The 15,245-nt window shown below is 68.4% G+C and carries 10 protein-coding genes; 2 read left to right on the top strand and 8 right to left on the bottom strand.

The genetic code is table 11. The features are described 5' to 3' along the window. Positions 1-34: 34 nt before the first annotated feature. Both ACFORO_RS19565 and ACFORO_RS19560 read right to left on the bottom strand, forming a co-directional pair. Positions 35-1,894, bottom strand: a complete 1,860-nt coding sequence (locus tag ACFORO_RS19565; RefSeq protein ID WP_377870769.1) for a hypothetical protein — start codon at positions 1,892-1,894, stop codon at positions 35-37. 365 nt (positions 1,895-2,259) lie between these two features. Further along, positions 2,260-3,255, bottom strand: a complete 996-nt coding sequence (locus ACFORO_RS19560; RefSeq protein ID WP_377870770.1) for a hypothetical protein — start codon at positions 3,253-3,255, stop codon at positions 2,260-2,262. A gap of 213 nt (positions 3,256-3,468) precedes the next feature. On the opposite strand from ACFORO_RS19560, the gene ACFORO_RS19555 reads away from it, so the two are divergent. Further along, positions 3,469-6,402, top strand: coding sequence for an AfsR/SARP family transcriptional regulator (locus ACFORO_RS19555; protein ID WP_377870771.1), 2,934 nt, complete (start codon positions 3,469-3,471; stop codon positions 6,400-6,402). 3 nt (positions 6,403-6,405) lie between these two features. Here the strand turns inward: ACFORO_RS19555 and ACFORO_RS19550 are convergent, their stop codons facing one another. Next, positions 6,406-7,599: a helix-turn-helix transcriptional regulator gene (locus tag ACFORO_RS19550; protein WP_377870772.1), complete on the bottom strand. Its 1,194-nt coding sequence runs from the start codon at positions 7,597-7,599 to the stop codon at positions 6,406-6,408. A 114-nt stretch (positions 7,600-7,713) separates the two neighbouring features. After that, positions 7,714-7,887, bottom strand: coding sequence for a hypothetical protein (locus ACFORO_RS19545; RefSeq protein WP_377870773.1), 174 nt, complete (start codon positions 7,885-7,887; stop codon positions 7,714-7,716). A 236-nt stretch (positions 7,888-8,123) separates the two neighbouring features. Between ACFORO_RS19545 and ACFORO_RS19540 the strand changes: the two genes are divergently transcribed. After that, complete coding sequence (locus ACFORO_RS19540; protein WP_377870774.1) at positions 8,124-9,026, top strand: hypothetical protein; 903 nt, start codon at positions 8,124-8,126, stop codon at positions 9,024-9,026. Positions 9,027-9,083: 57 nt separating this feature from the next. Here the strand turns inward: ACFORO_RS19540 and ACFORO_RS19535 are convergent, their stop codons facing one another. Genes ACFORO_RS19535 through ACFORO_RS19520 form a run of 4 tightly spaced genes read right to left on the bottom strand, consistent with a single transcriptional unit; the run spans position 9,084 to position 15,110 of the window. After that, positions 9,084-12,257, bottom strand: coding sequence for a helicase HerA domain-containing protein (locus ACFORO_RS19535; RefSeq protein ID WP_377870775.1), 3,174 nt, complete (start codon positions 12,255-12,257; stop codon positions 9,084-9,086). After that, a complete protein-coding gene (locus ACFORO_RS19530; protein WP_377870777.1) occupies positions 12,254-12,859 on the bottom strand; it encodes a hypothetical protein in 606 nt (201 codons plus the stop codon). The genes ACFORO_RS19535 and ACFORO_RS19530 overlap by 4 nt, the downstream gene beginning before the upstream one ends. 11 nt (positions 12,860-12,870) lie before the next feature. Further along, positions 12,871-14,520: a KGGVGR-motif variant AAA ATPase gene (locus tag ACFORO_RS19525; RefSeq protein WP_377870778.1), complete on the bottom strand. Its 1,650-nt coding sequence runs from the start codon at positions 14,518-14,520 to the stop codon at positions 12,871-12,873. Next, entirely contained in the window at positions 14,517-15,110 is a 594-nt protein-coding gene (locus ACFORO_RS19520) for a TIR domain-containing protein (protein ID WP_377870779.1), read from the bottom strand. The genes ACFORO_RS19525 and ACFORO_RS19520 overlap by 4 nt, the downstream gene beginning before the upstream one ends. Between the last annotated feature and the right edge of the window lie 135 nt (positions 15,111-15,245).

The following is a 15,245-nucleotide window of genomic DNA, read 5'->3' as shown; positions in this document are numbered from 1 at the left end:
CGCGAGAAAGGCGAGGCTGTACCGCGGGAGGAGGTTACTCGCTGCCGATGACGGCGAGGTCGTCCCAGTGCGAGATAACGGTTCTCCGCGCGCTTCGGAGCAGGCCGTCCAATAGCGTCAGGCTGCGCGAGTCGCGGGTCGGCTTGCCTTCTTCGGCTGCTTGTCGGGCCGCATCGTGCACGGAGCGCAGCAGGTGTGGTTGCACGATCACCACCTTGGTCTTGTTCAGGGTGGTTCGCGCCCGCAGTGCGGTGACGAACCCCGACAGATCTGTGTGCCGGGTGCCGTCGAGCCAGGCCGCCGGGCGTGCGATCCGCGGTGTGGCGAAGCGTTCGACGAGCGTCCGATTGTCCAGCAAGCGCAGGTTCTTCACGGCTTGCGCCACAACCTCCTGGTACGCCGTCACCGCGATGTGCCGGGTCGACGAGATGCTTTGTGCCCCCTTGACGTGAATGGCGGTAAGCGTGCCGTTGACCAAGTGCAGGAAGTCGGCAACCTCACCCGCGCCATCGTCGCAGACGAGCCACCCGGTGGTGTAAGTCGTTGTGACCCAGGCGAACAACGAGTGGTCGTTGATCAGGCCGATCGCGTCGTGGATGGCCTGGTCGCCGCGCACCAAGGGCTTTTCCTGGTTCACACGGTGACTGCCGAAATCGGTGAAGTCCAAGTTGGCGAACGGCGGCGCGGTCTGGTTCTGCAGATTGATCTGGTACTCGTCGAACGTGTGCCCCGACTCGTAGTAGATCCTCAACAATTCACCGTTGCCGATCGCGTCCCGGATCTGCCGCGCCATCGCCTCGTTCGACGGCGTTCCGGCGAAGCGAACGTCCAGATCGAAGCCGACTCCCCGGGCGACCGGTTTGATCGACAGCGAGCCGACCTCGGCCCCCTCGCGACCGACGACCGCGGTGAACGCCGGGGACTTGGGGTGCCCGCGCACTTCGAGGAACGAGTTCCGCAACAGCTCCGCCCGTTCCGTCAGTTCTCCGTCCGGGTCCGCCGCGTCGGGGAGTTCATCCGGTTCGGCGATGGTGACGTCGTACGCCCCGTACACGTTGGCCAGTTCGGTCTCCGGCACCGCCAGCTGCCAGAACTGCTCCTCCGGCGGTTCGACCGCGAAAGACTTCTCGAACAGGGCGACGGTTTCGGTGGCGGCGGCGAGGAACGTCAGCAGATCGACCCGGAATTTCCAGTAGAGGTGCGACTTCGCCGGGCTGACGGTCAGTCTGCCCCGCACTACGGCGGATTCGTCCAGGGGCAGATAATCGATCACGGCCGCGCTCAACGCGAAGCTCCCGTCCTCATCGTCGAGTACCTCCTGGATCCGCAGACCGCCCAGGGTTTTGCTGTCGGCCTTGGTGACGCGGCGGCGATGGACTCCGCGCAGCCACAAGGTCTTCCCGTCACCCTGGAGCGTCCTCCGCAGGATCGCGCTCGGCAGATACCGATAGAGCTTGTTGAACTTCTGCGACCACTTGCGCAACGCCTCGTCGCTCACCGGCGCGTGTATCACCACGAAAGCTCCACGGCGCACCACGACCGTCAACTGGTTGGCGACATCGAGCACCTGTTGGTGTTCTCCCGACCAGCTCGGCATCGTGCGACGCTCACGAGCGGACGCGTACAGGCCATCGATGCCCAGCTCCAACAGCGATCCGATGCCGTCGATCTGGTCGGACTCGGCGAGCACGACCTCGCCGAGGCAGCGAACCGACTGTGCCCGGCCCCGCGACTCCAGTGTGGTCCGGAGGAAACTGACGAGCGAGTGGAACGCGGCCTTCGGGTCCGCGTCCGGGTGGCAATGCAGCACCGACACCGAGAAGGTCGGTGTCAGCTCGGCCAGACCCTCCAGCCGGGGCACTTGTGAGTCCACAAGGGATTTGTCGATGTCCATCGCACTGCCATCCTTTCAGCACCGTGATGGCGCCTTCTGGAAGCATGAATTCGCTACGTGTACCGAGTGTGGATCAGATGTGGACCACCTACGGGGACGCTGGCCTGGGTACCCTGCCGCCAGGGATGTCCGCCAGCGCACCGTGGAACACCGGCTGCGTGCGCGCCCAGTGCAGGTCGTCGAAGTCGCACCTCCCAGTCCGTTCGGCCGGGGCCATGGTGACGACACGGCCAGCGAGATACGGCAACAGCAGCTTCGTCAGCGCGAACGGGCCGACGTGATCTGAAGCTGATGGCCGGACGCGCGCTGCCCGGCCAGCTCGACCTCACCTCCGGCACCGTCCCGGTACCTGGAGAACACCCCGGTCAGCTCACGCTCCAGACCCGTTCTTCGGCGAAACCGGTGCTCCGCGGCGCGCTCCGATCCGCACACGAACAGTGGTGCCCGTCGAATTCGTTCCCCGCTTCATCACCGTCCCAGCGCGCGCCGTAGGAGCGGCCCGGCAAGAGCCGCTGGAATCGCTGATGTATTTCCCCCGCGCGATCCACCCGTTGTTGGTGACCGCCGCGCGGGCCGGTGACATCGCGCAATGTCCACACCTGGCGCGGAATGCGATACCTGGCGAAACGCACACGCAGATCGAACAGATCGCAGGGCTGTTCCAGTTCGCGCACCACGTACGACCGCAGCACCTGCGGCCGCGGAAGGCGGTACCTCATGGCGAAGGCGTGCGTGTCGCCTTTCGCGAGCGGCTCAGGCGGGGCGAGGGACAGGCGGCCCCGCGCCGTGCCACCGGCCCGCAGGGTCCCCCCATAAAGCACGTCCACGTCCAGCGGGCCCCGCAGCTCGAACGCCGGCGAGGCGAAGTCGAGTTCGTGCAGTCCGTCGTGGTCGGCGACGATGCGGTACTGCTCCAGCACCTCGTGCTGCGGCCGGTCCAGCGTCACCACGACGTGCAGTTCCGCGGTGTGCCAGGCCCCGTCCGGCCGGAGAGGGATGGTCACCACCAGTTCCGCGAGCTGGTCGATAGCCTCGTCGACCCGGCGGCGCACAGTACGCGCGTCGCGATCGATCCGGGGTGCCGCCCAGCCGACGCGGTCTCGGTACAGCGGCATGCGCACGTCGGCGGTGAGTGCGAAGGCGGCCACGGTGGCCAGGCGCATGTCCCCCGGCAACTGCTCGGCCAATCCGGTCAACCGCGCCACGAGCTTCTCCCGGATGGCGACCGGACCGTCGTCCTCCGTCACGCCGCACAGCACGCGCAGCGTCGGGCCGATCCGCTCCCCGATCCTCCCGGCGTGCACCCCGCGGCCCTTGCGCAACGACTTGAGTTCCCGCACCAGTTCTCCATGGCTGTTCATCAACGAGCCTCCCGGCCGATCTTCGACGACCGGCAGCTTGCGACGGGTTAGTGGACCAGAAGTGGACATGTCGTGGATCGGTCCGCGCCGCCCCGGAAACGAAGGTGTCCGCCCGATGCCATACAGGACGAAAATTGGCCATTTTCGGTGACACACGAACGGGCGCTTGCACGACCTAGTGATGGACATCAAGCTCGCAAACAGGGAGGCGGAGTGGATTTTCGGATGCTGGGCCCCATGGAGGCGTGGCACGACGGCGCTCCGGTGTCCCTGGGCGACCAGCAGCAGCGCTTCGTGCTCGTCGTGCTTTTGCTGCACGCCAACAAACCGCTTTCCGCCGACCGGCTGACCCAGATCGTCTGGGGAGCCAACCCCGAGCGCCGGGTCCTGGTCCGCGGATACATCAACAAGTTGCGCAAGGCCTTCGGCCCGGTCGACGACGTCGCGATCGAGACCACCGCGACCGGCTACTTGCTGCGGGTTTCCCCGGAACAGGTCGACCTCCACCGCTTCGACCGGTGGCGTGAGCAGGCCCGTCGGGAGCGGGATCCGCGCAGTCAGATCGAGCTGCTCCGCGCCGCAGTCGACCTGTGGCGCGGGCGATTCCTCGAGGACATCGACATCGACCGGGTGGGCGGCACGGACGTGATCTCGCCGGCCGACAGCTATTTCGACGCCGTCGGCGATCTCGCCGAACTGGAGCTGACCACTGGGGACCATCGATCGGCGCGCGACCGGTTGCGCCGCATCGTCGGCAAGGAACCGGATCGCCAGCGCCACGCCGAGCTGCTGATGCGCGCGCTGCTCGCCAACGGTGATCGGGTCGAGGCGATCCGGGTGTTCCGCAGCGCCCGCGACGCGCTCGCCGAGCTCGATCTCGAGCCGGGACCGAGGCTGCGCAACATCGCCGCCCGGGCCGAACGCGGTGAGCCCGCCAGCTCCCTGCCGTCCCGGCCCGGCGGTTTCACCGGCCGGAAAACCGAACTCGACCTGATCGCCGCGGCGGCGGGCACCGGCGAGAAAGCCGTGTGGGTCAGCGGCGCGCCGGGAGCGGGCAAGACCGGCTTGGCCGTGGAAGCCGCGCACCGGCTGCGGGAGCGATTCCCTGACGGGCAGTTGCTGTTACGGCTCAACGGGTTCACCCCGAACGTCACCGCGACGACTATGGGCGACGCGCTCACCCAGCTCCTGCTCGAGCTCGGAGTGCCCGCCGAACAGATCCCCGCCTCGCCGGGGCGCAAGATCACGATGTACCAGAACGAGTTGTACGGCACCCGGACGTTGATCCTGCTGGACAACGCGAAATCCGCCGAGCAGGTCCGCGCCCTGCTCCCGGACGCCCCGGACTGCTTCGCGATCGTGACGAGCAGGCGGGTCGGCGAGCCGGACACGGGACAGCAAGTGCGGCTGGCCCCGCTGCCGCCGGACGACGCCGCCGCGTTGTTCCGCACGCTGACCGGGCCGCTGCGGGTCACCGGCCGTGCCACCGAGGTGGCCGAAGTGGTCAAGCGGTGCGGTCACCTGCCGATGCCGATCCGCGTCTCCGCCGCGTTGTTCCGCCGGCACGACCGCTGGCCGCTGGAACACCTGCTCCGGTTGCTGGCCGAAAACGGGCCCTGGCACGCCGACACCGGCGACGACGCGGGCGCCGCGGCCGTCCGGGTTTCCTACCAGCAGCTGGGCGAGCATCAGCAGGAGATGTTCCGTCTGCTCGGACACGCACCGGGGCCGCACATCACCGTCGCGGGCGCCGCGGCGCTGGTGGACAACCCTCTTGCCCACGCCCGGTTGGTGCTCGACGAACTGCACGAGGTGTGCCTGGTCGAGGAGGTCACGCCGGAGCGGTACCAGATGCTGGACCCGCTCAAGGAGTTCGCCGCTGCCGAGCCCGGCGAGCGCACCGGCGCTGTGCTCCGGCTGCTCGACTTCTACCTGGTCACCCTGGCGGATGCGGCGGGGACGGCCTACCCGTTCGAGCGTGCTCGTCTGCCCGCGGTGACCCGCACGTCGCCGGTGGCCCGGACCTTCGAGACCGCCGACGCCGCGACGGCGTGGATCACCGCCGAGCGGGACAACCTGGTGGCCGCCATCCGCTACGCAGCAGCGCACGACTTGCCCGAGCACGCCTGGCGGCTGGCGGTGCTCATCTGGCGTTACTTCCACACGACGAGCCAGTTCGACGACTGGGCCGAGACGATGGAACTGGCCCGGCGGCTGGTGACCTCGGACGAGAACAACACGGCCGGTCAGGCGCACGTGCTGCTCAGGCTGGCCACCGTGCACAACCGCCGCGGCGAGCTGGCCGCAGCCCTGGATCTGGCGCGGCGTGCGCTGGCCTGCTGGGTGCGGATGGGCGATGCCGGGGGCGAGGCCACCGCCTTGTGCGCCATCGCCATCCCGACTATGGAACTCGGCAGGCACGAGGAGGCGATCACCCGCTTCGAGGCTGCTCTGGAGAAGTACGAGGAAGTCGGTGATCTGCGCGGGCAGGCACACGCGCTGAGCAATCTGGGCTACCTCAACGAGCTGCACGGCAAGCTGGACGTCGCGCTGCGCCAGCACCGCGCCGCGGTGCCGATCCTGCGCGAAACCCGGCACATGCAGGGATTGGCGCACGTGCTGAACAACCTCGGCTCGGTCCGGCAGCGCCTCGGGCTTCCCAGCGAGGCGCTGGTCGACCACCGGGAGGCACACCACCTCGCCGCCGAAGCGGGTGACGCGTGCGTCATGGCCTACGCGCTGTCCAACATCGGCAACGTGCACCGGTTGGCGGGCCGGATCCCCGAAGCCGAGCGCTACCAGGCAAAGGCCGCCGGCATCGCAGCCGGGGTCTTCGACGCGGACCTCCGCACCCGGCTCTTCCGTGACCGCGCGGCGACCGCCCAGGCCAAGGGCGACCACGTCGAGGCATTGCGCCTCTACGAGGCCGCGCTGGAATTGGCGGCGATGTCAGGGAACCAGGGGCATCGGGCTCACGCCGATCGGGGTGTCGCGCAGAGCTTGCACCGGCTGGGCCGATGCAGGGACGCCGTCGCGAACTGGGAGGCGGCCGAAAAGGAGTTCACCGCTCTGGAATTGCCCGAGGCCGGCGAGGTCCGGACCGAACGGGCGGAACTGACCTGCGCCTGCCGCGAGGGACTGCGCTGAGCTTCAGACTCGCTGGTGCAGCACGCGCCTCAGTTCCGGGTAGACCTCGCGGACCGAGGCGCGGTCATGCCACCGGCCGAGGTTCCTGGCCAGTTCCCGCAGGTCGAGCCGGATCGTCGCCGAATCGACGTGGGCCGCGTCCTCCAGCGTTCCGGCCAGGGTTTGGCAGCTCTGGTCGACCTCGCCCGCCAGGGCGTAGGCCAGCGACCTGCGGACGCCGAACCGCGCCCGCGTGCGCCGCGCGTCCGTGGGCAGCCGGGTCAGCTCCCGGTCCAGAAGTTCGGCCGCTTCACCGGGCCGGCCGAGGTCGCACAGCGACCAGCCCCGGGCCAGCCCGATCGGATCGGGGGCCGTGGAGCCGAGCACCGGGTACGCCGATGGGTCGGCGCCCGCCGCGTCGGCCTGAAACCGTGCCTTGTCCAGCGCGCGTTCGTACTCGCTGCGATCGCCGGCCAGAGCGTGGCCCTGTGCCTCCCGCCGCGCGGCCAGCGCGAGGGTGCGCGAACCGGCGGGTCCCGCCTGCTGTGCCCGGCGCGCCAGCTCGATCGTGGCGATCGGATCGTGCCGGTAAAGCGCGAGACCGGCTTCCCGCACGAAGGCATAGCTGACGATCTCGTGGTCTCCGCCCGCGACGGCCAGTTCCGCCGCCTTCCTCGTCCAGGACAGCGCGCGCCGGTCGTCGCCCGCTTCCTGCTGCATCCACCCGGTGTACTCGGCGATCCGCGCGGCCAGCAGCACCAGGTGCGACCTGGTCGGCTCCGGGTTCTCCCCGGCCAGCGCGCAGAGCATCCGCACCTGCGCTGTCAGCGATTCCAGCACCACCACCGGACTGGTCTGCATGCCGAGGCGCCGCAGATGCTCGAAGGTGGTGCGGATCCCGATGACCACCCGTTCGTCCGGCACCGGTCGCGGCCCGCCCGCGAGCGTCACGCCGAGCGCGGTGCCGACCAGCAGCACCTGGCGACGGTCGAGGGTCACCTCGCTCTCCTTCTCCGACCGAGCCGCCGCCAGCAGCGCGCCGCCCGCGCCGAGCTCCCCGTCGCAGAGCCGGGCCATCGAATCGTGAGGCGGTTTCAGCCCGTTCTCGATCTTGCTGAGATACCCCTTGCTGTAGTGGACGCGCTGCGCCAGCTGGCCCATCGACAAGCCGGCGGCGATGCGGTATTCACGCAGCAATTCCCCGAATTTTCCGGTCACCAGGGCCTCCCGCTCCGACTGCCTTCGAGTACAGCACCTGCCCTGAACCCGCGCAATCACCCGGTCGCCCCCGAGGTGATCGCGGGCGACCGGGGACGGGCTTTCGCCGACAACTCAGTCGTGCCAGGGGTTTCCGTCCGGATTCGGCGCGGAGGCGGTGGTCGGCGGTGCCGTGTGCGGTTCGTCCGAGGACAGGGCGAACCCGCTGGCGGAACCGGCGACGGCCAGGCACAGCACGGCCGTGGCCGAAGCGATCACGGCGGCGAAAGCGGGCATAAATTTGGCCATGACGAATCCTCCTGAGGAATTAGTGAATTGATTTCGAGCTTTTCCGGATCTGTTCCGGGGCCCATATCGAGGATTCATCAGAGCTTGGACGACCGACAAGGAGGTGACCGTTTCCCGCGCGGCGGTCAACGGGAAACGGGCGGGATCCACACCGCGTCCACGTCTGGTCGACAGCGGCGGTGAAGTCTCCCCAGTGCTCGCCGGTGTGGTGCCGGCGACGACCGGGAAGGTGGGTTATGAAGGAAAACGCTGTCTATGACGTCGCCGTTTCATTCACCGAGCAATCGCGGTCCGCGGTCGGGGAGGTGGTCGAGACGAGCCGGCAGCGCGGACTGACGGTCCTGCACGGGCCCGACCAGACCCACGAGTGGTGGGGGCACAAAGACCGGGGAGACCTGCCAGCCGCGCCGGTGCGGTTCTTCCTGCCTTTTCTCTCCACCGTGGACGATTTCGGCGCCGCGATGCTGCGCGCGGTCAAGAACGGGGACGAACACGTGTTGCCGGTGCTCGTCGGTGATCTCACCGTGCCCGCCGAACTGCGGCACCCGCACGTGAACTACCTCCGGTTCGACCCTGAGCGGCCCGACCTGCTCACCGACGCACTGGCCGCCCGGGTCGAGGCCGCCGAGTCGGCGGGGGCCGAGCAGGCATCGGTCGCCGAGGTGGTGACCGGCGCCCGGCGGCTCACCAACTCACCAGCCGCACCCGCCACGTTCAGCCGGTACGCCGAACAGGAAGCCACCCTCCGCTACCTCGGCGACCAGCTCACCGCGGCGATGCCGGCCCTGGAGCGCAGCGGGTTCGTCGGCACGGTGCACCGCGGTGACTCGCGCATCAGCGTCCGGGTCGAGCAGGGCGGTGACACCGTGTACGCGCTGGACATCCAACGCGGGGGTATCGGCGGGGACGAGACGGTGAACTTCGTGGTCGGCAGGCATCAGACCGACGCCGGCAGCGTGTGCAGCAACGGCTGGGCCCGCCCGGTGTACAGCGCCGAGACCGATGCAACCGTGCTCGAACTGCACGACTTCTCGGTGCTCGGCCGCAGCACCGGCGAGCCCCGCGTCTACCGCCGGGAAGACCTGTTCGCCGCGCTGTGGCAGCGCATCAACACCGAGGTCGCGGCCGTGGTGCGCTGACCCCACGCGAAAAGCGCCCCCCACCTGAACCGGGTGAGGGGCGCTTTTCGCGTGGGGTCAGCGGTGTCCGCGGGCCCGGTCAAGCACTTCTTCGAGCCGCAGCGGACTCGGCGGGTGATGGCTCAGGCACAGCGGCACCCGCATCCGGCGGAAGGCGAAGTTCTCGCCGGTGGCGTAGAACTGCCCGCGTTCCAGGCGCGAGATGTTGCCCACCGAACTGCCCTTCGCCCTGGCCATCTCGGTCGCGGCGGCCACCTGTGCCGGACTGTTCAGCCTGCCGAAGAATTGCGTAGTGGCATTGCCGACCACCTGGTTGTGCACACCCTTCGGCGCCTGGGTGGCCAGCACCAGGCCGAGCCCGTACTTGCGTGCCTGGGAAGCGAGCAGGATGGTGCTCTGCGTGCTGGCCGTCAACGCGGTCGAAGGCGCGATAGTCTGCGCTTCGTCCATCACGAACAGCCCGCCGAGCGGCCGGTCCACGGCCGGGTGGCGTTTGATCCAGGCGAACACCTCCCATTGGAGCTGGCTGACGAAGCCCTGCCGCTGCTCCTCCGACGGCAACCCGATGAAGCTGATCACCGAAATCCGGGCCCGCCTGCCCGCCGACGGCGTGAGCAGCATCCCAGGGTCGGTCGTTTCCCCCGGCCCGCCGAGGAGCGGGTCGTTGACCACCGCGGCCCGCAGGGTTTCCGCCAGATCGGCGGCCATCGCGGCACCGGTGCTGAGGTTGCTCACCCCCTCCGGCAATTCGGCGAGCAATTCGATGAACCGGTTGAGGTCCCGGTTCCCGGAACGGGCGTAGTGCGTCAGCGCCTCGCGCAGGACCGCCCGGCCGCGAACGGCGCCCTTCGTCTCGTTGGCGACCCTGGCGTGCGGCACCAGCCGAGCCACGGCGGCTTCGACCGAGGCCGCGAACTCGTCGGCGTCCTCGCGGACGTCGGCGAAGTCGGGCAGCGGATGGAAGCTGAGCGGACGTCCGCCCGCCCGGCCTGGAGTCCACACCACTACCTCGGTGCTGGCCAGGTATTCCGCCGACTTGCCCGCGTCCCCGGGCAGCCAGTCGTCAGGCGGTTCGGGCCAAGCGTCGCCCAGACGTGTCAAGTCGTTGTTGGGGTCCAGCACGATCGCCGACACCCCGCGCAGTGCGCACTCCTCGACGATCCGGCGCAGCAGCACGGTTTTCCCGCTGCCGGACCCCGCGAACACGATGACGTGCTTGCGCAGAGACTCCAGCCCGATGTGGATTTCTCCGTTGAGCCCGAGCACGAGTTCATCGCCCGCCGATGCGGACGGTTCCGCGGCAGGGGGTTCGACCGGTTCGGCAACCGGGGCCTTCGGCGTGGTGGGATTTGCCTCGGCGAGAGGCGGAATGGCGGGTCTCGCCGGGGCCGGTTCCGGCGGCGGCCGCGTTTCCTGGTGTCCGTTCCTGTTCTGGGCAGGCTGGGGCAGGACGTGGCGCAGCAGCGTGCTGCCGCTGGCAGGCTTGCGCGCCACCAGCCAGGTGATCAACCGGTGGGTCGGCTTGGCCAGCATTTCCCGCAGCGCGCTGAAGGTCCGCACGTCCTCGTCCGACATGTCGAGGCGCCGCACCCCCAGTCGCTCCAGTGCGGTGAACTCCTTGCGGGTGGTCGGCCCGGTCCAGCCGCGGTTGCCCCAGCGGATGAGCACGAGGTGCCGGTCTTTGGCTCCGGCCCGGATGCCCGCCGCGTCGCGGGCGTTGCGCATCCGGCGCAGCACCGTCGTGCCGTGGCCCCCGGAGATGACCCGGAACGTCCACTGCTCCTGGACGTCGAGCTCGTCGTCGAGGAGCCGGCGCAGGCTGGCGTGCAGCCTTTTCTCGTCCGACAGCGACTCCGGCTGCCACTTCAGATCGTCGTTGCCGAACTCGGTGATCCACGCCTTCAACCCGGCCAACAGCAATGGAGGAGCGATGTCGTTCTCGTTGTCCTTGCTGATGGCCAGTGCGCTGAGGTCGACCTCGCTGCGCAGCCGGGCGAACTCCTCGTCGAGTTCGTCGAGGGAATGATCCGGCACCGTGGCAACGGGCACGGTCTGGACCACTTTCTCGTCGAAGGAACCCAGTTCCCGGATCTCGCCGTGCAGGCAGGCTTCGGCGTGGGCGTGGATCCGTTTGAGCAACTGCCGCGGCGTGTAACTCGTCCAGCTCTCGCCGAACGCGCTGGCGGCTACGGGCCAGGTCGAATGCGGTGCTGCGACGCCGTGCTTTTCGTAGATCACCCGAAGCCACTTCTCGATCAGCTTCTTGCCCAGTGCCGGATCCTGGATCGCCCCGAGGAAAGAGGTCTGGGTGAACCGGTCGCCCACCGTGTCGCTGGCCACGTTCTTCAACCGCATCCAGGTGTAGGGCAGACACGCCACGATAGTCAGCGTCCGCTGGGTGGATTCACGCAGCGCCATCAGGCCGTCGGAGATCAGCGCGATTTCCCGGATCGCCTCGGCGTCGGTCTCCTGGGTGTCGAGGGCGTCCTGCCCCTTGTTGACCACGGTGTCCAGCTGGTCGACCCCCACGACGCACGGTCCGGTCAAGGCGAGGACGCGGGAGATGTCGCGTACGAGCACGCGGGTTGGCTTGGCGCGGTGCTGCATGCCCCAGGACCGGCGGTCCTCCTTGCTGCCTTCGTGGCCCTGCAGGTATTCCCGGCCGATGTCCGCGGCGTCGGAGCCGTAGAGCACCAGAGCCCGGATGGTGTCAGCGCATTCCACCGCGATGCGGCTGTCGGCCTTCCTGAGACCGTTGAGCAGTGCGCGCAGGTGGTCGGGCTGCAATGCCGACTCGCCCACAATGGCTGTGCTGACCTCTTCGGACACCGCCGCACCGGCGCACAACTGCCGAAGCAGCACGGTGAGCTGGCGCTCTCCCTCGTCGTTGGCCCGGTGCAGCTCGCTGCGCATCGCCTCGGCGACGTCGTCCCAGAACGCGTCCCCGGTGGTGAGCTCGACCAGGAAGAAGTAGCCGCCCTCGCGCTGCACCATGCGACGCACCGTGCCGAGCAGGTGGGTCTTGCCCACTCCCTTCTCCCCCTGCACGACCACGCCCACCGGGCTGGGGCCCGTGCTGGTCCTGGCGTCCTCGATGGCCGCCCTGATGTTGTGCTCGACCCTGGCGTGCAGGCCGTCGATGTGCGAGGGCGAAAGGTGCCAGACGTCGTCCGGGGTCTCGGCGGAGTTGATTCGCAGGACGGCCAGTACCTCGCGCAAGTCGTCGGTCATGATTCCTCGATCACGATGAGGTGCTTGTCCTCGCCGCCGACCCGGACGGCGGCGTCGTGGTCGGCATCGGTGAGCACCTTGCGGTTCGAGTCGGGGGCCAGGTGGACCGTGCCCGTCTTCGCCATCTTGACCAGCACTGCGTCCACCTCGTCCTTGTCCGCGCCGTTCAGCTTCGGCCGCAGCCGGGCCAGGCGGATCCAGTCCTGCACGCCCACCGACAGCTCGGCGTAGACACCGCGGATGAGCGATTCCAGGTCGCCGGACCGCAGCGCCTCGGCCAGCAGGCCGCGCCGGCGCAGGAACGGCACCAGCCGGCGCAGCAGGTCGAGCTGCTGCCGAGCCTGCGGCCCCGAGCGGGACGGCAGTTCCGAACGAACCAGGTCGGTCATGCACCAGTCGATCCCCTCGTCGGTGATCCGGTGCACGATCGGCCGGAGGTTCGTCAAGCTCTCGAGCAGCCCGGCGGCGTTCAGCCGATCGCGCTCGGCCGGACCGAGCCGGATCTTGTGGTCCTTGACCAGTTCGGTGTTGAGCATGTCCCGGTTGGCCAGCACCAGCGCCAGCAGTGCGGCTCTGGCGTTAGTGGAGTACTGCTCCGGCATTTCGCCGCCTTTCATTCGGTGAACGCGTTGATCCGTCGATCGATCCGGTTCAGCAGTGCCGTCGTCGCGTCGAGGAGTGCTCGGGGTGCGGGCACCCCGGCGCCGTCGCCGTGGGCTCTGCCGAGGAAGGTAAGGTCCGCCGACCGGTCGAGCAGCAGGGCCAAGTCACCGCGGTCCAGCGCGGTGGCCATCCCGCGCACGGTGTCCTCGACCAGCACGAAGCGTTCGGCGTAGGGCAGGGTGTCCGGCAGCGTGCGAAGCGCGTCCGCCGCAGTCCGCAGCGCCTCCTGATCCGGCCCTGCCCCGGTGGCAGTAAGCAGGCGGTGCAGTTGACTGGCCACCCGGACGGGCCGCACGTCCGGCGTGAATTCCAGGTGGTGCAGATTGCGCACGAAGCCCGGCAGTTCGTTGCGATCGATGCCGCGGGCGAGCAGGCAGAACAGTTGCCGGTGCCTGCCCTCCGGCCCGAGCGTGTGCCGCAGGAACCGTTCGGACTCGGTGATCTGCCAGCGGCTCAGCGGTCCCTCGACCACCAGGCACAAATGCTGGGCCGAATCGGTGGCCTCGGCCAGGAATCCCGGATCGCCGGACAACGACCGGTCGGCGCGCACGCCGAGCAGGTGCAGTTCTTCGATCAGTTCCGCCGCGACCTTGGACTGCCGTGCGCTAGACACCAGTACGTCCAGGTCGAAGTCGCGGCGCCGGTCCCGCGCCGCGGCCACGTAGGCGTCGCGGTTGTCGGCCAGCACGTCGGTGCGGTCGAAGTCCTGTGCGATGACCGACGCGACCGTTTCCAGCGCGTAGGAGATCTGGTCCGCCTTGGGCACCTCCTCCTCCAGGACCGGCAACTGCTCGCCGAAGCTCCAGTAGGAGACGTAGGGCACCGTGAGGTGGCGCATCATCAGGTCCACCGGGACTGTCTGCGCCAGCCAGTTGCCGAACAGCGGCGCCACGGTCTCGGCGCATTTGCGCTGCCACTGCTCGGCGCGCTCGTACTCGACTCGATTGTCCAATCTGGACAGAATGGGGAGCACCGAGTGCCGGGGCCGGTCGTAGGGCAGGCGGTCGCGGGCTCGGTCGGCCCGCTGGGCGACGTCCACCACGTCGTCGAGGTTCTGGTCGTTGGCAGTGAACACCACGACCAACCGGTCCGGCAGATGCGCGGTGCAGATGCCGGCGATGTCGGAGACACCGGTCCGGCTGTCGAGCAGTACGAAGTCGTAGTCCTCGGTCCAAGCCTCCCGGCACCGCTCCAGGTACGCGGCGAACCCGCGCCGGTACAGCTCCTCCCAGTTCAGCGCCTGCATCCGCTTTGAATAGGAGTCTTCCAGCTTGCCGGACACCACGCGTCCGGCGGCCAGCAGATCGAGCCGGCCGCCTGCGACGCCGACCCGGACGGCGTAGGACTCCAGGTCCCGCGGGGTCCCCGGCGATCCGCCGCTGTGCAGGAAGTCGTGCGCGAGGTCGACGATCCCGCGTTCCGGCTGCTCGACCAGCTTCGGCCCGAAGTAGTGGTGCAGCCCGGGCGCTTCGAGATCCCAGTCCACCGCGAGCACGCGGTACCCCCAGCGCGCCAGCAGCACGGCCACGTTCGCCAGCGTGAAACTGCGACCCACCCCGCCCTTGTACGAATAGAAGGTGAGCACGGCTCCGGTCGTCATTCGAACCTCGGCAGCGGAGGAGTCGGCAGCAGCACCGGTTCCGGTACTTCGACGACCGGCCAGTCCGGCCGCCACGGCGGCGCCTGCGCCACCAACTGCGCCAGGTCCCTGGCGAGCTCCTTGACCTTGTGGTGGAACTTGTTGTATTCAACGCTCTGCTGATAGCACGGATCCGGGTAAGCAACGTCCTTGAAATCCCGCCAGGCTCGCACCTTTCCCTCTTCGGGAAAATTTTCCGAGTCCGCGTACAGGATCGGATAGATCAACCCCTGGGAAGAAGCGCCGCGACCCGCGAGTCCGAGCATCTCCTCCCTTGCCTGCATGCTGCGCATCTCGGCCATGCACCAGGACGACTGAAAGTAAGGCGGGGTGAGCAGCTGAACCATGATCTTGCTGCGCTGCAACGCGTCCCGCAGATTGGACGGCCAGTGCACCGCGCTGGGCATCTGCCGATCCAGGTACACGTTCAGGCTGCCGTACTCGTCGGCCAGGCATTCACGCAGTCTTCCGTAAAAGTGGTTGAGCAGCCATTTCTGCACGCTGCCGTGACGGCTGTAGCTGATGAATAGATCGAACTCGTACTCGGACACGCCAACGATGATATGCGGCAGACAACGGGCGAAAATCGACAGATAATGGAAATTACCTGGACAACTGGCCAGTCAACTGGCCAGAAAGGGGACAACGGCCAGAAACTCCGTCGCAATTGGCCCGCACGAATACCT

The organism is Amycolatopsis halotolerans (assembly GCF_042647905.1).
Classification (GTDB): Bacteria; Actinomycetota; Actinomycetes; order Mycobacteriales; family Pseudonocardiaceae; genus Amycolatopsis; species Amycolatopsis halotolerans.
Note: the sequence above shows the minus strand (reverse complement) of the source record. Positions and strands in the feature narration are given on the sequence as shown.

Excerpts from the sequence above, each read along its gene's own strand:
- ACFORO_RS19565 (WP_377870769.1), bottom strand. The coding sequence starts at position 1,894 with ATGGACATCGACAAATCCCTTGTGGACTCACAAGTGCCCCGGCTGGAG.
- ACFORO_RS19560 (WP_377870770.1), bottom strand. The coding sequence starts at position 3,255 with ATGAACAGCCATGGAGAACTGGTGCGGGAACTCAAGTCGTTGCGCAAG.
- ACFORO_RS19545 (WP_377870773.1), bottom strand. The coding sequence starts at position 7,887 with ATGGCCAAATTTATGCCCGCTTTCGCCGCCGTGATCGCTTCGGCCACG.
- ACFORO_RS19540 (WP_377870774.1), top strand. The coding sequence starts at position 8,124 with ATGAAGGAAAACGCTGTCTATGACGTCGCCGTTTCATTCACCGAGCAA.
- ACFORO_RS19535 (WP_377870775.1), bottom strand. The coding sequence starts at position 12,257 with ATGACCGACGACTTGCGCGAGGTACTGGCCGTCCTGCGAATCAACTCC.
- ACFORO_RS19530 (WP_377870777.1), bottom strand. The coding sequence starts at position 12,859 with ATGCCGGAGCAGTACTCCACTAACGCCAGAGCCGCACTGCTGGCGCTG.
- ACFORO_RS19525 (WP_377870778.1), bottom strand. The coding sequence starts at position 14,520 with ATGACGACCGGAGCCGTGCTCACCTTCTATTCGTACAAGGGCGGGGTG.